This is a genomic window from Pseudomonas sp. GW821-FHT01A09, from assembly GCF_058986725.1.
The window spans coordinates 66,677-85,619 of sequence record NZ_JBYSWB010000029.1 but is presented as its reverse complement, the minus strand read 5'-3'; the positions used below and the strand labels follow the sequence as shown (position 1 = coordinate 85,619).

The window sequence follows — 18,943 nt, the reverse complement described above, 5'->3', positions numbered from 1 at the left end:
CTTCGCCAGCAAGCTGTGCTCCCACAGGTGTACGGCTCAGGCCCGGTTTGCACTGTGGGAGCAAGGCTTGCCCGCGAGGGGGCCCTCATGTCGACCGAGATCATCATGGTTGCCGCCACGTCAAATCCGGGTGTAAGGGAAGTCAATGACCTGCCAAGGCAACCCCAGCCCTCAGTGAGCCCCCGGCAACGCCCCGAACAGGCCATTCTGATAGTCGGCAATGGCCCGAGTAATCTCGGCACGGGTGTTCATCACGAACGGACCATGGGCAACCATCGGCTCGTCGATCGGTGTGGCATGCCCGAACAGCAGTGTGGCCACTGATTGCGCCTGCACGGTCACGGTGTCGGGACCGGCGTTCAGCTCGATCAGATGGTGCAGACGCGCGACCTCGCCTTCCACCTGCATTTCACCCTTGACGGTATAGAAGAACACTGCCTGCCCCGGCGGCGTCGGCAGCTTGACCTCGGCGCCCGGCTGCAGGTGCACGGTCATCATGGTCACCTGGGTCAGGGACTCGATCGGCCCGCGCTGACCTTCGAACTCGCCGGAAATCAGATTGACCACTGCGCGCCCACCGTCCACTTCAATGGCCGGGATCTGCTCGCGCTGCAGACCGGTATAGGCCGGGGGCACCATTTTCAGACTCCCCGGCAGATTGACCCACAACTGCAGGATTTCCAGCGGGCCGCCGCTGCGCTTGAACGCTTCGGGGGAAAGCTCGGCGTGAATCAGCCCGGCTCCGGCCGTCATCCATTGCACGCCACCGGCCAAGATGATGCTTTCGTGACCGCCACTGTCGAGGTGCGAGAGCTCGCCGTCGAGAATAAAGGTCACGGTTTCGAAGCCCCGGTGCGGATGAGGGCCGAACGGCAGGCCATTGTTGTTCGGGCCGTACACCTGCGGGCCGTGATGATTGAGAAACAGGAACGGATCGAGCTGATCGATCCCCGGGCCCGGCACCGGGCGGATGGTGCTCAGGTCGGCGATATCATCGCGGTAGGCGGGATGTTGCTTGAAGATACGCAGGGTCGACATGGGGGCCTCGGCGACGAGAGAGTCTGCCCCCCTCGCGACGGAGGGGCAATATGGATAGCACCCTACCCATAGCCACCGAGGATTGAAAGTGAAACGCGTCGATCACGCCTGCCCGCTGCGCTCGCGCCAGGCCCGCAGCCAGCCCAGGCCGGCACTGGTGTCGCCCTTGGGGCGGTATTCGCAGCCGATCCAGCCTTTATAGCCAAGCTGGTCGATCAACTCGAACAGCCGTGGATAATTCAGCTCACCCAGATCCGGCTCATGCCGATCCGGCACACCGGCGATCTGGATATGGCCAATACCGGCCATGTCGCGGCGCAGCTTGACGCTCAGGTCGCCTTCCATGATCTGGCAGTGGTAGCAGTCGAACTGCACCTTGAGATTGTCGGCGCCGATCTGCGCGCAAATCGCCTGCGCCTGGTCCTGGTAATTGAGGAAAAACCCCGGCATGTCCCGGGTGTTGATCGGCTCCAGTACCACAGTGACTCCGGCTGTGGCCGCCTGCTCAGCGGCATGGCGAAGGTTCTCGACATACACCGCCTGATGGCGGGCACGCTGCGATTCATCCGCCAGCAGCCCCGCCATCACATGGATACGGTCGTTGCCCAGCACCGCCGCATACTCCAGCGCGCGCTCGAAGCCGTCGCGGAACTCCTGTTCGCGCCCCGGCAATGAGGCGACGCCCCTCTCGCCCTTGGCCCAGTCTCCGGGCGGCGCGTTGAACAGCGCCTGCTCCAGGCCGTTGTCGAGCAACAGCTGCTTGAGCGTCTGCGCGCTGTAGTCGTAGGGGAAGAGAAACTCGACCGCCTTGAAACCGTCCGCCGCCGCAGCCGCAAAGCGCTCGAGGAAGTCGTGTTCGGTGTACAGCATGCTGAGATTGGCAGCGAAACGAGGCATGGTATCTCCGTGATTGCAGAATCAGACAAAAGGCCAGAGCAGCAAGGTCACCAGAAAACCCAGGGTGCCAAGGAGGGTCACCAGCAGGGTCCAGGTGCGCAGGCCGTCGCCGACGTTGAGACCGGCCAGTTTAGTGAACATCCAGTAACCGGCATCGTTGATATGGGACATCGCCAGGCCGCCACCGCCCATGGCCAGGCACAGCAGCGCCATGTGGTTGGCACTCAGGTCAAGCGTCGCGATCAGCGGACTGAGAATACCGGCAGTGGTCACCAGCGCCACCGTGGTCGAGCCCTGCACGGCGCGCAACAGCAAGGTCAACAGGAAACCCAGCGCCAGCACCGGCAGGCCAGTGGAACGCAGCGCTTCGGACACTACCGCACCGATACCGGTGTCGACCAGCACCTTGCCGAATACACCGCCGGCACCGGCGATCAGGATCACCATGGCCACGCCGGGCAACGCCGAACCGATGACGTCGGACACCTGGCTGCGGCTCCAGCCACGGCGCGAACCGAGCAACCAGGCGCACAGCAGGGTATCGAGCAACAGCGCCACCAATGGCGCGCCCAGTACCGTCAGCACATCACGCAGACCGGAACCGGCCGGCAGCAGGGTGGTTGCCAGGGTACCGAGCAGGATGAGAATGATCGGCAGCAGGATCAACGCAATGATCAAACCGAAACCTGGCGCCGGTGCCGGTGGCAGTTTGCTTTTCAGGCTGCTGGCGCTTTCTTCCAGGCCCAGGGTCTTGGCGTGAGCGGCTTCGCTGGTACGCGAGTAGTCATCGTTGGCCCAGGCCAGCAGGTCTTCATTGGTGATGTGCGGACCGTAGACTTCGCTGCGGATATCGTCCGTCATCGGGTAAGTCTTGCGGGTCATGCGCCCGGCGATGAAGTAGCCGACCACGCACAGGAAGGCGACAATCGGGATGCCCAGCATCAGCACCCGGCCCAGATCCGCGCCCAGTTGCCCGGCAGCGGCGACCGCGCCTGGGTGCGGCGGCAGAAAGGCGTGAACGCTGAGCAAGGCCGCGCACATCGGCAGGGCGAAGATCAGCAGCGGTTTACGGGCAGCGCGCGCCACACCGTAGGCCAACGGCATGAGGATGATCACCCCCACTTCGAAGAACACCGGGATACCGACCATGAAGCCTGCAACCGTCAGGGCCAGTGGCGTGCGCTTGTTGCCGAAGCGCGCGATCAGCGTCTTCGCCAGCGCCTCGGCCCCCCCGGACAGCTCGATAATCCGACCGATCATGGCGCCCAGGGCGATGATGATGGCGATGTGACCAAGGGTCTTGCCCATGCCGCCTTCGATGGTCGCGACCAATTCGGACGGTTTCACCCCAGCCACCAGCGCCACCAGGATGCTGACCAGCATCAAGGCCACGAACGGCTGGAACTTGTACTTGAGCACCAGGAACAACAGCAACGCGATGCCGACACCGGCGATGGTCATCAACAGGATCGGGCTCATGGGCGGGCTCCTGCACGGCAGGAACGTGATACGGATGTGCGGAGGTAAGTCATGCTCTATGTCCTGTTGTTATTGTCTGGCTGGTCGTTACTGGTAGCGAGGGGGCTCGCCCCCGAAAATCCTGTTGACGCATCGATCTGTCTGACACACCGCCGATCGGGGGCAAGCCCCCTCGCTACAGGGTCGACCGTTACCACTTGGCGCCGAAGGTATCGCGCAATTCATCCAGCGCCGCGCCATCCAGCGGCGCCGGGCGGGGTTGGGTCATGAGCCACAGGCGCGCGGTTTCTTCCAGCTCTTCCAGGGCGTAGGCAGCCTTGGCCACCGAGCTCTCCCAGACCACCGGCCCCAGGCGTTCGAGCATCACGCCGCGCACGCTGTTGGCCAGCTCGGCGACGCGCTCGGCCACCTTCGGCGAGCCCGGGCGGGCATAGGGCACCAGCGGAATGTGGCCGACCTTCATCACCTGATACGGGGTGATCGGCGGCAGAATGTCGTCGACGTGCCAGACGCCGGCCAGGGTCAAGGCCACTAGATGCGTGGAGTGGGTATGCACCACGCCGCCCACGCCGGGATTGCGGTCGTACACCTGGCGATGCAGGGCCAGGGTCTTGGAGGGTTTGTCCCCCGAGACCCACTCCCCTGCCAGGTTGACCTTGGCGATGGCCGCAGGCTCCAGGCGCCCGAGGCAGGCGTCGGTGGGCGTGATCAGCCAGCCGTCGTCCAGCCGCGCACTGATGTTGCCGGCGCTGCCGACGGTGTAGCCGCGCCCGTAGAGCAGGCGGCCGACGGCGCAGATTTCTTCACGTACGGCGTTTTCGTCGATCATTTCAGTGCCCCCCCAAGCTGCTTGAGAGCCTTGGCGAAAAAGTCGCGGCCACCGAAGTTGCCGGATTTGAGCGCCAGCGCCAGGGGCTCGGCGGTGCTGCTGATGGTCGCGGGCACACCCGGATCGATCTGCGCGCCGATCTGCAACAGCTGCACGCCCAAGGCCTGAACCACCGCCCCGGAGGTTTCACCACCGGCGACCACGAAACGTCGCACGCCGGCTGCGCGCAGGCCGCTGGCAATCTCGCCCAGCGCTTGCTCGACGATGGCCCCAGCACGCTCGACGCCCAATTGCTGCTGCACGGCCTTGACCTCATCCGGCGCGCTGGTGGCGTAGATCAGCACGGTCTGGGCCGCGTCCCGGGCGAATGCCAAGGCTTGCTTCACCACCGGTTGACCCCCAGCCAGTGCCAGCGGATCGATGCGATACGCCGGACGCCCGGCTTCCAGCCAAGCCGCGACCTGGCCGTTGGTGGCGACCGAGGCACTGCCAGCCAGCACCACTTCACCGCCGGCCACCTGCGGCAGTTCGCTGACATCGAAGTCGCGCAGCTTGCCAGCGCGGCGGAAGTTTTCCGGCAGGCCCAGGGCCAGGCCCGAACCACCGGTGAGCAACGGCAAGCCCGCACAGGCACTGCCCAGGGTGTAGAGATCGGCATCGGACAGCGCGTCCGCCACCGCCATGCCGACGCCGTCGGCGCGCAGTTCGGCGATACGCTGCTGCACCGCCTCGACACCGGCGGACACCACGTCATAGCGCAACAGCCCGACCTTGCGGGTGGTCTGCGATTGCAGCACGCGCACCAGGTTGGGGTCGTTCATGGGCGTCAACGGGTGATGCTGCATGCCCGACTCGCTGAGCAGTTGATCCTGCACGAACAGGTGGCCACGAAAGATCGTCCGGCCGTTTTCCGGAAACGCCGGGCACGCCAGGGTGAAGTCGCTGCCGAGCTTGTCGAGCAACGCTTCGCTGACCTGGCCGATATTGCCTGCGGCGGTGGAGTCAAAGGTCGAGCAATACTTGAAGAAGATCTGCTCGCAACCGCGCGCCTGCAGCCATTGCAGCGCCGCCAGCGATTCGGCGACCGCATCGGCGACCGGCGTGGTGCGCGACTTCAGAGCGATGACGATGGCATCGGCATCCAGCCCGGCGGCGACTTCGGCGCTGGGGATGCCGATGCTCTGCACCGTGCGCATGCCGCCGCGTACCAGCATGTTGGCCAGATCGGTGGCGCCGGTGAAGTCATCGGCGATGCAACCCAGCAGGGGTTTAGCGTTGCTCATGCCAGGCTCCTCAGGCGTCTTTCTTGCCGGTGGGCAGAGTGATGCCCGGGAAGATCTTGATCACCGCAGAATCATCCTCACGACCGAAACCCGCGCTGGACGCTTGCATGAACATCTGATGGGCAGTGGCCGACAGCGGCAGCGGGAATTTGCTGGTGCGGGCGGTATCGAGCACCAGGCCCAGGTCCTTGACGAAGATATCCACCGCCGACAGCGGCGTGTAATCGGCATTGAGGATATGCGGCACGCGGTTCTCGAACATCCACGAGTTGCCGGCGCTGTGGGTGATGACTTCGTACAGGGCGTCGGCGTCGACCCCTTCGCGCAGGCCCAGGGCCATGGCCTCGGCACTGGCGGCGATGTGCACGCCGGCCAGCAGCTGATTGATGATCTTGACCTTCGAGCCCAGGCCGTGGACATCACCCAAGCGGTAGACCTTGCCGGCCATGCCGCTGAGGATGGCGTCGGCCTTGGCGTAGGAATCGGCCGGACCGCTGGTCATCATGGTCATCTCGCCGGCGGCAGCCTTGGCGGCGCCACCGGAGATAGGCGCGTCGAGGTATAACAGATTCTGTTCACCCAGGCGTTTGCCCAGTTCGACCGCGAAGGTCGGCGCGACGGTGGCGCAGCCAATGACCAGGCTGCCCGGGCGCAAGGCGGCAACGGCGCCGTTGTCGCCGAAGAGTACGGTTTCGGTCTGCTCGGCGTTGACCACCACGGTGATGATCACGTCGCACTCAGCGGCCATGGCAGCCGGCGTGGCGCAGGCCACACCGCCCTCGGCGGCGAATTGTTCGGTCACGGCGCTGCGCACGTCACAGGCATGCACATTGAAGCCCGAGCGCAGCAGCGAGCGAGCGATGCCGAGCCCCATTGCGCCTAGACCGATCACACCAACGTTTTTGTTGTTCATGAAAATGCTCCTCGAAGGGTGTACGGATACTGAACCAATGAACCGATCTTGTGAAGATATTTTTTCAAGTTAACAAATATTAACACTCGTTACCGTGGACGAAAAAAAAGCCCCGCGGGGCTCGGTGACGTCAGTAGGGCGATATTCGCGTATCAGTGGTCCGCCAGCATCAGCTCCACGCCCTGCTTGCGAATCCCGTCCGCCGCCGCCTCGGCGAGCGCCGCATCGGTGATGATCACGTCGAATTGCGCCAGCGCCGCGATCTTGTACATGCCGAAGGTGCCGTACTTGGAACTGGTGGCCACCAGCACCGTTTGCGACGCCGCCTGCATGGCCACTTGCTTGACCTCGACCTTGAGCGGTGATGGCGTGGTGGTGCCCCGCTGCAGATCCCAGGAGCTGGTGGACATGAACGCCACGTCGGTAGCGATCTGCCGCAAGGTGCTGGCCGCCAGGCCGCCGACACAGGAACGGTTGGGATGGTCGAGCAATCCGCCGGTATGAATCACATCGACGTGCAGCACATCGGAAAGCGCCTCGACAATGCCGAAATCGTTGGTCACCACGGTCATCCCGGTCAGCGCGGTGATATAGGGCACGATCTGCAGCGTGGTGGTGCCGGCATCCAGGTACACGGTCATGTCCGCATGCAGCAGCGATGACGCCAGCTTGGCCATGGCTTCTTTCTGCACCTGCTCGACCACCGCCTTGGACTGGTGGCTCGGTTCACTGTGCACCTGGCTGGCGATACGCACGCCGCCGGTGACCGAATAGGCCCGACCTTCCTGTTCGAGCAGGGCGATATCGCGGCGCACCGTCATGTGCGAGCAATCGAACATTTCCATGATCTGGTGCACGCTGAGCACCTGCTGTTTGCGCAACTGACGCAAGAGCTGCTCGCGGCGCTGGGCAGGAATCATCGGCGCGCTGGCGCTGGGAGCGGAGGGGCTTGCCTGGTCCTCTGGGGCTGACATGGGGGGTCCTGACTGGCGGGCGAATGTGCGCATACTAGCTGTGCAGGGGCCGTAAATGCACGCGGGCCGTTGAGCCTCACCAGCCGCACCCCCTATCCGTCGCCGTCGCAATCCGGCTGAACTTTCAAAATTGCCGCGCCCTCCCATCTGTAACGCGTCGTGCATTTGCATGGCTACGCGATCTGGTTCCTTCACTGATCCGCCTACGGAGTCAACACCATGAGCAATCGATTGAGCGGCAAGAAAATCCTCATCATCACCTCCAATACCGGTATCGAACGCGACGAACTGGCCAAGCCGCTGGAGGCGCTGCGTGCGTTGGGAGCCGCAGTGACCCACGGCTCCAGCGACGGCGGCAGCACCCAGACTTTCGTACACGACACCGAGAAAGATCGCATCTTCGAATCCCAGGCGGCACTTGCCGGGCTGCATGCCACGGAGTTCGATGCGCTGGTGATTCCGGGCGGCACGGTAAACGCCGATACCCTGCGCCTGGACGAGAATGCCCAGCGCCTGGTCAATGAATTCGCCGACGCCGGCAAGACCATAGCCGCGATTTGCCACGGTCCGTGGTTGCTGGTCAACGCCGGGGTGATTGCTGGCAAGACGCTGACGTCCTACCCCAGCATCAAGACCGATCTGGTCAACGCCGATGCCGCGGGCTGGGTGGATGCCGAGGTCAAACAGTGCCCGGCCAATGGCTGGACCCTGATCACCTCACGCACCCCCAAGGACATCCCGGCGTTCAACGAAGCGATCGCCGCGGCCCTCGAGGCCGCATGACGCCGTCAGTGCTGCAGGCGCTGCTGATAGACCTGCAAATTGACATACGCCGCTGACAACAGCGGCGTATCGATGCCTGTACCCTGCGCTCTATGCAGCAGATCACCCACGATCTGCTGCGCCTCGATGGACGCACCAGCGCTCAAATCACGGTACATGGACGATGTCTGCTTTGACCCCTCCTGGGTCAGCACCTGACGGACCTGTGCCAGCCCTGCAGGATCCGGCGCCTGTGCCACAGCCGAGACAATGGCCACCACCTCATCGATCAAGCGGTTGGCGAATGCCTGCCCGCCTGCCGTTGCGGCGACCTCGCCGATGGTGCCGCGGCTCAGCGCATTGATACTGCCCAAGGATGCCAACAGCACCCACTTGTCCCACAGCGCGCGTTTGATCGTGGTGCTCAAGAGGGTATCGAAGCCAGCACCGCTGAGCAGTTCATGCAGGCGTGTAGTGCGCTCGGAAGGCTGTCCGTCCAGTTCGCCATAGGCCAGCTCGTTGATGGCGCCGCGCTGGACGATCCGCCCTTCGCTATCGACCTCGGCAATGACCTTGCATACACCGCCCACCAACACGCCAGCACCAAAGCGCTCGGTGATGGCATCGATATGACGCATACCGTTGAGCAGCGGCACCACCATTGTCTGTGGGCCTACCGCAGGCGCCATATCGGCCAGCGCGCTGTCCAGGGCGTACGCCTTGACCGCGAGGATGATCACATCGAAAGGCTTGTCCAGCTGATCGGCCTGCAGCAGTTGCGGGGTGATGCGGGTATCACCCGACGGGCTGAGCACCTGCAGCCCATGCTCGGCCAGCTGCGCTGCACGTTTGGGGCGAACCAGAAAAGTCACGTCACGCCCGGCCTGGGCCAGACGAGAACCGAAGAAGCCACCGGTGGCACCGGCGCCAATGATCAAGATGCGCATCGAGAGAGATCCTTGCAGCGAAATGGCCGCAAGCCATTTCGCCTGTTATTGAGGGCATATGCACGCAAGACACTGTAGAAGCTGTCGCCCTATCTCGCAAGAATCTCCCGCAGCGCCTGCTACAGATGCTGGCCTTGAGCCGGGCGCTGAGCCTGCCGGGCACTGCTGGCGCTCTCGCTCTGCGTCATGTGTGCATCGAGCACATCACTCAGGAAACGAAATTGATCGTGGAAGCCCACCACCCCATTGTTGAAATGGCGTTCGGCAGCAGGAATCAGGAACACGTCGAATCGATCGTCTTCGATCAGCGGCGCGCGCGAATGCATCACGACGTTTTGCACGAAGTAATTTCTGCCGAACTCGGGGAACGAAACACTCAGAGTCACGCTGGTCATCATCTTGGCTCCCTACGCCGAGGTATTGAAGGTTCTGACCAGCCTACGCCGGGGAGGTGCAAATAATCATGAGATTTGCATGAATTACGGGTATCGATGGCAGTGATGATGGTCCTCGGCGCGCGCCGTCGAGCTACTGCCGATCGTGCAAGCTCAGCCGGGGAATGACCGTGCCGGCCATCAGCATCGATCCTGGCGCGAGGACGGCATTGGCTCCGATCCGGCAGTGATCTCCCAGCAAGGCACCGAATTTCTCGCAACCGGTACTGATTGGCTGGTCATCGATGCATACGTATACGGTCTTGTCGGCACGCTCGTTTCGGTAGTTGCAGACGATGCTCCCGGCCTCCAGATTGACGTCCTGACCGAGCACCGAATCGCCCACGAAGTTGAAATGCGCCAGCTTGCTGCCATCGAACATGAACGAGGATTTAAGCTCCGCACCTGGCCCGATGATGCAGCGGCTGCCAAGCCAGTTACCGTCACGCAGGTAAGCGCCTGCCGCGATAAAGCAGTGGGGACCGACGATCAGCGGCCCCTTGAGCACCGCGCCGGGTTCTACCAGGGCGCTGTGATGCACAGCGATTTCACCTTCGATCCGGTAGTCCGGCCCGAGCGTCGCCAACAGTGCGCGCACCCGGGCGCTGGCCTCGTGGGTCAACTGCCATGGCGCAAGCGTTGCCCAGTCTGCCAAGGGGGAGCGAGCGATTGCTTCGATGTGATCGATGATTCGTAAGGGCATCGAGGCGGTCCTTGAGTAAGTGATGAGCGCCCCATGATGCCCGCGCAGGCACTGGGGAAACAGTTCTCGGTGCGCGGAATTTCGTCGCTGAATGATTCAGCGCATCCATCAGCGCAATCGATAATCGTCATCATCGCCGTTCGTTATTCTCCTGAGCGCTGCGCTGGCATCATCGCTCCGACTCGAACCCTTTGCACAAAAACCGACAAGGAGGCCGCCATGGCCATCTCTCTTCTGCTAATTGCCTTGCAAGATGCCTGGCTGAATATCGGCAAAGCCGCCGCGCACATCCCCGCACCGGTGCCGCCGTCAGATACCGCCCAGGACTGAGCGCCTGCGAAACTTCAAGGTTTCGCCCGCGCAAGCCGGATTTGAACCGAGCTTGATCGCCCGCAGAATTCTCGAACTACGGCGCCGTAGGTTCATCCAATGAACAGGCCCACCGAGGATACTGCCATGAGCACCAACGACAGCTTCAAAAGCAACCAGACCGACGCCCCGCCCACCGATACCTCCGGCAAGCCGGTGAACGTGGTCGAGCGGGATATCGAGGACCACGACGAAGACACCCGCGCCGTGGATGAAGTCATCACGCCAAGTTCGACCCGGGCCAAGGAACAGGATGCCGAAACGCTCGAGCAGAAGACCGCGGAAATCGAGCGCAAGGTGGCGGACGGAAATTAGTCGCAGCGAACAATCGCCGCTACGTAATATGATGTTTGCCAACAAAGGGGGCCGACGCCCCCTTTCGTGCATTCATTCAGCAGACGGACATCCGATGACCACCGAAACACCCGAAGCCATCAAAACGCGCAAACTCCTGCAACTCGAAGCCCTGCTCGAAGCCTTGGCAGCGGAACAACGCGACCTGTCCAAGGCGTTCTACCACGGCTGGATTCTATCCGCGGCGATGGAGTTGTGGGATCGCGGGGTATTGAGCCAGGAAGAGCGCCAGTCCATTGAAGGTCGGGTAAAGGCGCTGCTCAAAGGGCAAGAGGCAGAGCAAGCGTCCTGAGCTGCGGCTGGCCGATCCGGATCGCAATGACCAGGTCAGCAGCCATTACAGCGCCTTCTGCCAGAACATCGCCCGGCCCATCACCGGATCCAACTCATACCCGGCGTACCCTAGCTTGCGATACGCCGCCTGGGCGGTGGTATTGCCCTCGAGGACTTCCAGCGTCAACTTGCAGCAGCCGCGCTGGCGGGCGATTTTCTCGACTTCGGCGAGCATCTTCTGGGATATGCCCTGCCCGCGAAATGCTTCCAGCACCATCACATCGTGAATGTTGACCAGCGGCCGACAGGCGAAGGTCGAAAACCCTTCGAAGCAGTTGACCATGCCCACCGGCTCACCGGCGACAAAGGCCAGCACACTGAACGCATGGGGCCGCTTGCTCAGCTCGAGCGCCAGGTGCTCTTGCACGTCCACTGGGACGCCTGCTCCACCGCCCATGACATCACGCGCATATTGATCGAGCAAAAAGCCGAGCGACTTGGCGTGCAACGGGTTGCTGTAGCTCGCTTGCAGGACCAGAACATCGGGTGCATCCATTTCCTTGACCTCGCCAGGTGAATTCAATTCTTGATCAATGTACAAGCGCGCTGGCGAGCTTGATCAGCACCTGCTGGAACCCACGGACAGGCTACAGCGCCGTCATCATCGGCGCCGCACGCCCATCGATGGGATCATGCATCCGCGCAGCCGCCAGCCTCACACGGAATTCAGGATGCATACCCTGCCTGAATCCGGATGAAATCGACACTACTTTGATTGAAGTGACATCCATGGCAACCGCGCGGTCAACCCGAGCTCGGGGTCAACTGCCCTGTGCAAGGGGTACACCCGACATCCGCGCCCAATCGTCGGGGTTGAGGATGCCGAGCAGTTTCACCTTGCCGTTGCTGGCGATGGTCAGGAACAACGCACTTGCGTACTCGGCCTCCCGAGCATGAGCAAAGCCCAGCCGCGCATCCACGTGCCTGATGCAGCCACTGTGGGTCACCAACAGCATGTTGCGACCGGCCAGCTTGTAGGCCTTGATATCGGCGGTCATGTTGACGTCACAGCGCGCCACCCAGTCCTTCTCCCTGACCGTCTCGTGGAACAACGCTTGCGCCGTTTGCGTGGTGCGCGGCAAGGGGCTGGTGAAGATATCGGCGTCGTGCAGACCGAGGTTGGCGAGCTGGACGCCGACGCGCTCGGCCACGTCGTGGCCGACCCAGGTGATGCCATCGGCCGAGCCCATGCAGGGATGGCTGGAATAATCGCAACGCTCGCCATGGCGAATCAGCACTATGACGTTGCCGGCCTTCCAGCGTGCCAGCAGATCGGCCCGTACCGCTGGGCTGGCCGTGCTCAGGTTGATCGGTGATACCGGCCACATTCGATAAAGCATCACCGTCCCTGCCACTATCGCCAACGCCAGGATGAACAGCACCCGCTTGATCCAGACGCGGGTAATCCACTGAGACTTGTTCGCTACGACCAGTGTGGGAGAAGTTACCAAGGCGCCGATCTCGGAAAGGAATCAAGGGCAAGCAGCGGGGACGAACCGCCGTAGCAACGACCTCGAAATACTCGAGGGCTATCGAATCGACGGCGCCCATATGGGGCGGGAGTGTATGGGGGGCGACGAACACCGTGGCAAAAATCCGCGAAGGCGACAGGCGCCGTTCAGGAAGCAAAAAACCGAAGCATGGCGTCATGCTTCGGTTGCCTGGATGCCGGTTTATAAAGCGCCAGGAGCTGGCGGATGAACCTGGGATGGGTTGATCAGGCCGCGCTCTCGGCAATTTCGATCAGATTCAGATCGGGATCGCGTACGTACACCGAACGGATCGGCCCAGTGGCCCCCGTGCGCGGGACCGGGCCCTCGAGGATGGGCCAGTGCTGCTCGTTCAGGTGCTGAATCACCTGCTCGAGAGGGATGCTGGCGATAAAGCACAGGTCCAGAGCACCTGGAACAGGCAGATGTGCCTTTGGATCGATCTCCTGACCGCGCACGTGAACGTTGATTTTCTGCTCGCCGAAGTGGAATGCCAGCCGCCCCTGACCGAAGGCCTCGAGGCGCATGCCAAGGATGCGGGTGTAGAAATCCTTGCAGGCCTCCACATCGATGGTGGTAAGGACCAGGTGGTCCAGGTGGTCGATCATGGGGAGCACCTTTTGAAGTCGTAGGGATCCATGAGTGTAAGGCTGTTTGAAATCACGAGACTACTCGCCATGCATCCCATCACCCCCGACGGCCGCTATTTCGTCGTCAAGCAACAACTGTGGCGCTGTTCGAATCCGTCGTTGGCCGAGGACGAACGCCAGCGCCTGGTCAACGCGCTAATGGCCGCCCGCCGGGCGGTCAGGGCCGCGAAAGCGTCAAGCCTGCCCGAGGACAGGCGCAACGCTCGCGCACAGGTGCATCAGGCCAAGGTAGCCCTTGGCGAGAGGGGCCCGGTGTGGTGGCAGGATGGAAGCCCGGATTTCAACAGATATCAGGTTCACAACACGCCTTACGCGCAGTGGTACGAGTCCTTGGGCACCGCTGGTTGATGCTCGCGCTGGGCATGCTCCGGGCTCATGGCTCAATCCAGCAGATCGGCCGGGACCTTGCCGCCGTTCTCGGACAGTTTTTTAAGCACGGCGCCATGCAGCCAGATGTTCATTTGCGCCGTGTCATCGGTGGATCCGCTGTAATGCAACTCGCTGGCCAGTGCCTTACGCGCGGTCAGGCTGCTGTCGATGTCGAGCAACTTGAGCAGATCGACGATAGAGGTTCGCCAATTGAGTTTTTCGCTGTGGTTGGCGGCCAAGGCTTCGAGCTTGGCGGCGACATCGACTTCGCTGATGGTCGCAGCCGGACTGTCGATGCCGGAAGTCGACGCACTGCCGGCGTCGGGTGTGGCGGTCGAGGGATCCGCGCTCGGCGCTGCGGCGTGGGTGCCGATGCCGAGTTTTTCCAGGATGGTAGTGAACAGGCTCATGCTTGTATCTCCCTATCAGAGTCAGGTCAGGAACTATCAAGGATAGCTCTCTGGAGACTTGACCCAGGCGAAGAGACAAAAGTTTTGCCGCGATGCTGCTCGCCAAGACAAGGGCGATGCGCCTGAAGGATGTGTCCCCGGCAGGAATCGAACCTGCATCTGAGCCTTAGGAGGGCCCCGTTCTATCCGTTGAACTACAAGGACGCAAAGCGTTGGCATGTCACGCAAGGCTGCGCGACGCGACGGACGGCGTGCATGGTACCGGCGAACGGCCGCTTTGTCATGCATCTGACGTCTTTTTTGCTTGTAGGAAATCTCCTACACACCCGTCGTTACACCGCGATATTTTCGAGACTCGAAGGCGCTCTGGCACGGCTTTTCGAGACTCGTCATGCAAAATGCAATGCAATCCATCGTGCATATTGCAGAATGCAGGCAATAGAGCTTTTTATAAAGTCATAAATCATTGATTTTAAAGGATAAAAAAGACACCACAGGCTTGGCACGATGCGTGCTCTGTATTAGTTCAATAAAAATCGTCAGGCCACCTTGCTGTCCAGGAGATCGCTTCCCATGAACACAGCCCTCTACATTCTCAACGCTCTGGCGGTTGTTGCACTGGTGTCCTTTCAAGTGCACTCGCACTCCCATGCTCAGGACCCGGCGCTGATCAATGTCCAGACCGAGCGATTGGTTGCGCACCCAGTGGCGCAGTGGGCTGTGATGAATGCTCAGCAAGGGCAGGCGGCGTTCCTGGCCTCGGATCGCTCGGCGATCGACAGCAACGAGCAACCGGTGCCTGCGCATAGCCCTGAACGTTTCACCTTCTGATCGAGGAAAGCCATCATGTCCAAATCCGCCCTGCTGCTCTTGCTGGCAGCATTGGTCAGCTTCAGCGCAGCCATGCTGTTGCCGCTGACCGCAAGCGCGGCCAGTCAGGCAATGGGGGGCGCAGCGGCGTTGTTCGCGCTGCTGTTCGTGCTGGCGTTGATCAAGGGTCGGCGGATCAAGTTCGATCCGCTGCTGCGCTGATCCCCTCACGACTTAGGAGGGCCATCAGGGCCAGGACGGCCTGATCCAGCGTACCGGAGTTATCCAATACGTGCGGTGCGCCCCGCCCCTGCCATTGCTGCGCTTCGGTGCGCAGACGCTCGTTACGCTGAAGACGCAACTCGATGTCATGCAGACTTTCCCTCCCCCTTGCCAACAGACGCTGGCGCAGCACTTCACTGCTGACACTGACCAGTATCGGAAGAAGGTCGGGATACCGGCGCTGGGCTTCTGGCAGATAATGGCGCGAGCCATTGACCAGGACGTGACGCCCTTGGGCAAGCCACAGATTTATGTCCGCAGGGATACCATAATCGTGGCCATTTGCCTGCCAATTCATGGCAAAATCGCCGGCTTGCCGCATGGCGGCGAAACGCTCATCACTGACGCCTAGCGCCTGCTCGCCGATGGACTCCGCAGAGCGTGTGATGACGCGACGCGCGACTTCGACGGGAATAACCGCCAGTTGACTTCTGGCCGCATCGATCACGCTGTCCTTGCCAGCGCCGGAGGGACCCATCAGGTAAATCAGTCTGGCTTGCATTTCGTCTGCCTCTTGGGGCCAATCGTAGCAAATAGTCTAAATGCCACTATGCTCACTGAAGAGGTGCTACCCAAGGATGCGCAGCCGCGCAGTGGTCTGGGACACCCGGGAACGGCTATGTGGTGCAAGCGGATGAATGGTAACGGTACGGAGTTTCAAAACCAGCGCACATTTTTCACAAATGGTGCTGGCATAACGCCGTTATTCAGGTCAATATTTGTCACAGAATTGGCGCCAAGGAAATGGCGACCTTGAGGCACGGTTGAGGCATGATAGCCGCCTCTTAAACAATTCGGGTTGAACAATTAGTCTAAAAGGCTGTCGTAACCCCAGCTTGCGGCTAATTTTTCGAGAACCGCTCCCCTGAACTAATCGGTTAACTATATGCGCCCAATGAAACAGGCTATTTACTCAAGCCGCACCGCTGATAAATTCGTCGTCCGCTTACCCGACGGAATGCGCGAGCGCATTGCAGAAGTAGCTCGTAATCACCACCGCAGCATGAACTCGGAAATCATTGCACGCCTCGAGCAAAGCCTCATTCAGGAAGGCGCTTTGGGTGATGAGTTGAGCATGCGCCTGGACAGCCCTGAGCTGTCACTGCACGAGCGCGAACTGCTCCAGCGATTCCGTCAACTTTCCCACCGCCAGCAAAATGCATTGGTTGCGCTGATTGCCCACGACGCCGAGATGTCCGCCGACGCAGACTGATTCGACTGCCATGAAAAAGCCAGCTTGATTGCTGGCTTTTTTGTTGCTTGCGTTTTATGACGCCTGAGCTGTTCTAGGCCAGGCGGGCAAGTCCTTTCTGACTACATCAGGAATACCGTCGCCAGCCCCAGGAAGATGAAGAATCCGCCGCTGTCGGTCACCGCGGTTATCATCACACTCGATCCCATGGCCGGGTCACGGCCAAACTTCTCCAATCCCATGGGGATCAGCACACCCATGGTCGCCGCCAGCAACAGATTGAGGGTCATGGCGGCCGTCATCACTACTCCCAGCGACCAACTGCCGTACAGCAGGTAGGCCACCACGCCAATTACCCCACCCCAGATGATGCCGTTGCACAGTGACACTATGACCTCCTTGCGCAGCAGGCGTTTGGTGCTGGCCGGGGTAACCTGGTCCAGCGCCATGGCGCGCACGATCATGGTGATGGTCTGGTTGCCGGAGTTGCCGCCGATACCGGCAACGATCGGCATCAATGCCGCCAGGGCGACCAGTTTCTCGATCGAGCCTTCGAACAGGCCGATGACCCGTGAGGCGATGAAGGCCGTGATCAAGTTGACCGCCAGCCACGACCAGCGGTTGCGCAACGAACGCCAGACCGACGCGAAGATATCTTCTTCTTCACGCAGACCCGCCATGTTGAGCATTTCGCTCTCGCCCTCTTCACGGATCACGTCGACCATTTCATCGATGGTCAAGCGACCGATCAAACGCCCGCCCTTGTCCACCACCGGCGCGGAAATCAGGTCGTAACGTTCAAAGGCCTGGGCCGCGCTGTAGGATTCGTCATCAGGGTGGAAACTGACCGGATCACTGGCCATGACATCGACGACTTGCTTGTCGGGATCGTTGACCAGCAAGCGCTTGATCGGCAGTACGCCCTTGAGCACGCCTTCCTGATCGACCACGAACAGTTTGTCGGTATGACCGGGCAGCTCCTTGAGACGGCGCAGGTAGCGCAGCACCACTTCAAGGCTGACGTCTTCGCGAATGGTGACCATCTCGAAGTCCATCAGGGCGCCGACCTGGTCCTCGTCATAGCTCAACGCCGAACGCACACGTTCGCGCTGCTGGGCGTCGAGGGTTTCCATCAATTCGTGGACGACGTCGCGCGGCAGTTCAGGAGCGAGGTCAGCGAGTTCGTCGGGGTCCATCTCCCGTGCCGCGGCGAGAATCTCGTGATCGTCCATGTCGGCGATCAAGGTCTCCCGAACGGAGTCGGACACTTCCAACAGAATGTCGCCATCGCGCTCGACCTTGACCAGTTGCCAGATCTCCAGGCGATCTTCCAGGGGCAAGGCTTCGAGAATATAGGCGACGTCGGCGGAGTGCAGGTCATCGAGTTTGCGCTGCAACTCGACGACGTTCTGGCGATGTACGAGATTTTCTACCAGATCCTGATGCGCACCTTCCTGGCGGTGCGTCAGGTCTTCAACCACACGTTGGCGTTGCAGCAGCTCGATGACTTGAGCCAGACGATCCTGCAGGCTTTCCTGTGATTTTTTTGCTTCGTATTCGGTCATAGGCATACTCCACCCCCAGCAGTGGAACACGCCAAGGGATCAATCAGTCGATTCGTGATTGTGATAACGCTTTAGCAAGGAACTACTGGGTAAGTCCATGGAGGCAGTCCACAAGCCCCGGCGGGGCTGACGGGCGCAATGATACACACCTTGTTAAATTTTGAGAGCAAAAAAATCAGGCTATAACAATTGGTTGCAATATTAACCTCGGGCCTCCCGAGCAGGAGCGAGCAGTGAAGCATGGGGTAAATAAATGACCGCGCTGCAAGCCTGACGTTTCACTAGGCTGGTACGGTACTCGATCAAGGAGGATCGTCGCCGTGCCCTCACCCATCCGCCTCAGCCTCATCTTGTCTGCCTTTATCGTCCTGCCGGGCTTGTCCTTCAGTGCATCTGCGCAGTGGGTACAGCACTGCCAGGGCCCCAATGGCGAAATCACCTATACCGCCTCCAATTGTCCGCCCGAGCACACATTGGTAGCGCAGCAGCCACCCAGACGTATCAGTACCTCCCCGCCGCCGCGCAGCCCGGTGAAGATCGCACCCAAGGCGGCGCGCCTTCCGAGCAAGGCTCATGGCAGCGGAACACAGACCAGCCAACGTCCTGCGCCAGCAAAAAAGGCCGTCGAGAAAAAACCGGTAGTAAAGAAGCAAAAGGAGAAAGCCAAGCGCAAGAAAACGCAGCCAAAGTATCTGCCGAATCGCTGACCTCGTGGCGAGGGGCTTGGCCTCGCCAGGTTGGAACCGATAGTTCGGCGCATCACAGGTAGGACGTATCGGGGGCAAGCCGCCTCGCTACAGGCGCAAGCCAAATCCCAGACGGCAAAAAGCCCGCTTTAAAAGCGGGCTTTCTGTTTTATG

25 protein-coding genes and 1 tRNA gene are annotated in these 18,943 nt (G+C 61.2%); 9 read left to right on the top strand and 17 right to left on the bottom strand.

What is annotated here, in order from left to right; all coding sequences use genetic code 11:
• Nucleotides 1–171 precede the first annotated feature (171 nt).
• From AC3WJP_RS24710 to AC3WJP_RS24680, 7 genes are all read right to left on the bottom strand, one after another.
• Nucleotides 172–1,038, bottom strand: a complete 867-nt coding sequence (locus tag AC3WJP_RS24710; RefSeq protein ID WP_493723363.1) for a pirin family protein — start codon at nucleotides 1,036–1,038, stop codon at nucleotides 172–174.
• Nucleotides 1,039–1,140: 102 nt separating this feature from the next.
• Nucleotides 1,141–1,935, bottom strand: coding sequence for a 2-oxo-tetronate isomerase (gene otnI, locus AC3WJP_RS24705; RefSeq protein WP_493723364.1), 795 nt, complete (start codon nucleotides 1,933–1,935; stop codon nucleotides 1,141–1,143).
• 21 nt (nucleotides 1,936–1,956) lie between these two features.
• Nucleotides 1,957–3,414, bottom strand: coding sequence for a GntT/GntP/DsdX family permease (locus tag AC3WJP_RS24700; RefSeq protein ID WP_493723365.1), 1,458 nt, complete (start codon nucleotides 3,412–3,414; stop codon nucleotides 1,957–1,959).
• A 190-nt stretch (nucleotides 3,415–3,604) separates the two neighbouring features.
• Nucleotides 3,605–4,243: a 3-oxo-tetronate 4-phosphate decarboxylase gene (gene otnC, locus AC3WJP_RS24695; RefSeq protein WP_493723366.1), complete on the bottom strand. Its 639-nt coding sequence runs from the start codon at nucleotides 4,241–4,243 to the stop codon at nucleotides 3,605–3,607.
• Nucleotides 4,240–5,526, bottom strand: a complete 1,287-nt coding sequence (gene otnK / locus AC3WJP_RS24690; protein WP_493723367.1) for a 3-oxo-tetronate kinase — start codon at nucleotides 5,524–5,526, stop codon at nucleotides 4,240–4,242. The genes otnC and otnK overlap by 4 nt, the downstream gene beginning before the upstream one ends.
• Before the next feature lie 10 nt (nucleotides 5,527–5,536).
• Nucleotides 5,537–6,439, bottom strand: coding sequence for an L-threonate dehydrogenase (gene ltnD / locus AC3WJP_RS24685; RefSeq protein ID WP_493723368.1), 903 nt, complete (start codon nucleotides 6,437–6,439; stop codon nucleotides 5,537–5,539).
• 152 nt (nucleotides 6,440–6,591) lie between these two features.
• A complete protein-coding gene (locus AC3WJP_RS24680) occupies nucleotides 6,592–7,413 on the bottom strand; it encodes a DeoR/GlpR family DNA-binding transcription regulator (RefSeq protein ID WP_493723369.1) in 822 nt (273 codons plus the stop codon).
• Nucleotides 7,414–7,632: 219 nt separating this feature from the next.
• Between AC3WJP_RS24680 and AC3WJP_RS24675 the strand changes: the two genes are divergently transcribed.
• On the top strand, nucleotides 7,633–8,196 hold the full coding sequence (locus tag AC3WJP_RS24675) for a type 1 glutamine amidotransferase domain-containing protein (protein ID WP_493723370.1): 564 nt from the start codon (nucleotides 7,633–7,635) through the stop codon (nucleotides 8,194–8,196).
• A 5-nt stretch (nucleotides 8,197–8,201) separates the two neighbouring features.
• Here AC3WJP_RS24675 and AC3WJP_RS24670 read toward each other — a convergent pair whose 3' ends face one another.
• From AC3WJP_RS24670 to AC3WJP_RS24660, 3 genes are all read right to left on the bottom strand, one after another.
• Nucleotides 8,202–9,122 (bottom strand): ketopantoate reductase family protein, encoded by a 921-nt coding sequence (locus AC3WJP_RS24670; RefSeq protein WP_493723371.1) that lies wholly within the window; start codon nucleotides 9,120–9,122, stop codon nucleotides 8,202–8,204.
• A 119-nt stretch (nucleotides 9,123–9,241) separates the two neighbouring features.
• Nucleotides 9,242–9,517, bottom strand: coding sequence for a hypothetical protein (locus tag AC3WJP_RS24665; RefSeq protein ID WP_493723372.1), 276 nt, complete (start codon nucleotides 9,515–9,517; stop codon nucleotides 9,242–9,244).
• Nucleotides 9,518–9,650: 133 nt separating this feature from the next.
• Nucleotides 9,651–10,259 carry an LbetaH domain-containing protein gene (locus AC3WJP_RS24660; protein WP_493723373.1) on the bottom strand — a complete coding sequence of 203 codons (609 nt, stop codon included), beginning with the start codon at nucleotides 10,257–10,259 and terminating at the stop codon, nucleotides 9,651–9,653.
• A 33-nt stretch (nucleotides 10,260–10,292) separates the two neighbouring features.
• Here AC3WJP_RS24660 and AC3WJP_RS24655 point away from each other — a divergent pair, with 33 nt between their 5' ends.
• The 3 genes from AC3WJP_RS24655 to AC3WJP_RS24645 all read left to right on the top strand — a co-directional run bounded on the left by AC3WJP_RS24655 (nucleotide 10,293) and on the right by AC3WJP_RS24645 (nucleotide 11,274).
• Nucleotides 10,293–10,589 carry a hypothetical protein gene (locus tag AC3WJP_RS24655; RefSeq protein ID WP_493723374.1) on the top strand — a complete coding sequence of 99 codons (297 nt, stop codon included), beginning with the start codon at nucleotides 10,293–10,295 and terminating at the stop codon, nucleotides 10,587–10,589.
• A 126-nt stretch (nucleotides 10,590–10,715) separates the two neighbouring features.
• Nucleotides 10,716–10,943: a hypothetical protein gene (locus AC3WJP_RS24650; protein ID WP_493723375.1), complete on the top strand. Its 228-nt coding sequence runs from the start codon at nucleotides 10,716–10,718 to the stop codon at nucleotides 10,941–10,943.
• A gap of 94 nt (nucleotides 10,944–11,037) precedes the next feature.
• Nucleotides 11,038–11,274 (top strand): hypothetical protein, encoded by a 237-nt coding sequence (locus AC3WJP_RS24645; protein ID WP_493723376.1) that lies wholly within the window; start codon nucleotides 11,038–11,040, stop codon nucleotides 11,272–11,274.
• 45 nt (nucleotides 11,275–11,319) lie between these two features.
• On the opposite strand, the gene AC3WJP_RS24640 is transcribed toward AC3WJP_RS24645, so the two are convergent.
• From AC3WJP_RS24640 to AC3WJP_RS24630, 3 genes are all read right to left on the bottom strand, one after another.
• Complete coding sequence (locus AC3WJP_RS24640) at nucleotides 11,320–11,811, bottom strand: GNAT family N-acetyltransferase (RefSeq protein ID WP_493723377.1); 492 nt, start codon at nucleotides 11,809–11,811, stop codon at nucleotides 11,320–11,322.
• Nucleotides 11,812–12,076: 265 nt separating this feature from the next.
• Nucleotides 12,077–12,766, bottom strand: a complete 690-nt coding sequence (gene pmrG / locus AC3WJP_RS24635; RefSeq protein WP_493723378.1) for a lipopolysaccharide core heptose(II)-phosphate phosphatase PmrG — start codon at nucleotides 12,764–12,766, stop codon at nucleotides 12,077–12,079.
• 266 nt (nucleotides 12,767–13,032) lie between these two features.
• Nucleotides 13,033–13,413 carry a VOC family protein gene (locus tag AC3WJP_RS24630; RefSeq protein WP_493723379.1) on the bottom strand — a complete coding sequence of 127 codons (381 nt, stop codon included), beginning with the start codon at nucleotides 13,411–13,413 and terminating at the stop codon, nucleotides 13,033–13,035.
• A 69-nt stretch (nucleotides 13,414–13,482) separates the two neighbouring features.
• On the opposite strand from AC3WJP_RS24630, the gene AC3WJP_RS24625 reads away from it, so the two are divergent.
• Nucleotides 13,483–13,803: a hypothetical protein gene (locus AC3WJP_RS24625; RefSeq protein ID WP_493723380.1), complete on the top strand. Its 321-nt coding sequence runs from the start codon at nucleotides 13,483–13,485 to the stop codon at nucleotides 13,801–13,803.
• Between the two features lie 32 nt (nucleotides 13,804–13,835).
• Here the strand turns inward: AC3WJP_RS24625 and AC3WJP_RS24620 are convergent, their stop codons facing one another.
• Nucleotides 13,836–14,234, bottom strand: coding sequence for a DUF3597 domain-containing protein (locus AC3WJP_RS24620; protein ID WP_493723381.1), 399 nt, complete (start codon nucleotides 14,232–14,234; stop codon nucleotides 13,836–13,838).
• Between the two features lie 132 nt (nucleotides 14,235–14,366).
• Nucleotides 14,367–14,438 (bottom strand) — tRNA-Arg (locus AC3WJP_RS24615).
• 369 nt (nucleotides 14,439–14,807) lie between these two features.
• On the opposite strand from AC3WJP_RS24615, the gene AC3WJP_RS24610 reads away from it, so the two are divergent.
• The gene (locus tag AC3WJP_RS24610; protein WP_493723382.1) at nucleotides 14,808–15,065 is read left to right on the top strand and encodes a hypothetical protein; all 258 of its coding nucleotides are present in this window, start codon (nucleotides 14,808–14,810) and stop codon (nucleotides 15,063–15,065) included.
• A 15-nt stretch (nucleotides 15,066–15,080) separates the two neighbouring features.
• On the top strand, nucleotides 15,081–15,266 hold the full coding sequence (locus AC3WJP_RS24605) for a PA3371 family protein (RefSeq protein WP_493723383.1): 186 nt from the start codon (nucleotides 15,081–15,083) through the stop codon (nucleotides 15,264–15,266).
• Here AC3WJP_RS24605 and phnN read toward each other — a convergent pair.
• Nucleotides 15,241–15,828, bottom strand: a complete 588-nt coding sequence (gene phnN / locus AC3WJP_RS24600; RefSeq protein WP_493723384.1) for a phosphonate metabolism protein/1,5-bisphosphokinase (PRPP-forming) PhnN — start codon at nucleotides 15,826–15,828, stop codon at nucleotides 15,241–15,243. The two genes, AC3WJP_RS24605 and phnN, sit on opposite strands and share 26 nt — an antisense overlap.
• A gap of 384 nt (nucleotides 15,829–16,212) precedes the next feature.
• On the opposite strand from phnN, the gene AC3WJP_RS24595 reads away from it, so the two are divergent.
• Entirely contained in the window at nucleotides 16,213–16,539 is a 327-nt protein-coding gene (locus AC3WJP_RS24595) for an Arc family DNA-binding protein (protein ID WP_226505821.1), read from the top strand.
• A gap of 101 nt (nucleotides 16,540–16,640) precedes the next feature.
• On the opposite strand, the gene mgtE is transcribed toward AC3WJP_RS24595, so the two are convergent.
• Nucleotides 16,641–18,083, bottom strand: a complete 1,443-nt coding sequence (gene mgtE, locus AC3WJP_RS24590; protein WP_493723385.1) for a magnesium transporter — start codon at nucleotides 18,081–18,083, stop codon at nucleotides 16,641–16,643.
• Between the two features lie 320 nt (nucleotides 18,084–18,403).
• On the opposite strand from mgtE, the gene AC3WJP_RS24585 reads away from it, so the two are divergent.
• Nucleotides 18,404–18,790: a hypothetical protein gene (locus tag AC3WJP_RS24585; RefSeq protein WP_493723386.1), complete on the top strand. Its 387-nt coding sequence runs from the start codon at nucleotides 18,404–18,406 to the stop codon at nucleotides 18,788–18,790.
• The last annotated feature ends 153 nt before the right edge of the window (nucleotides 18,791–18,943 follow it).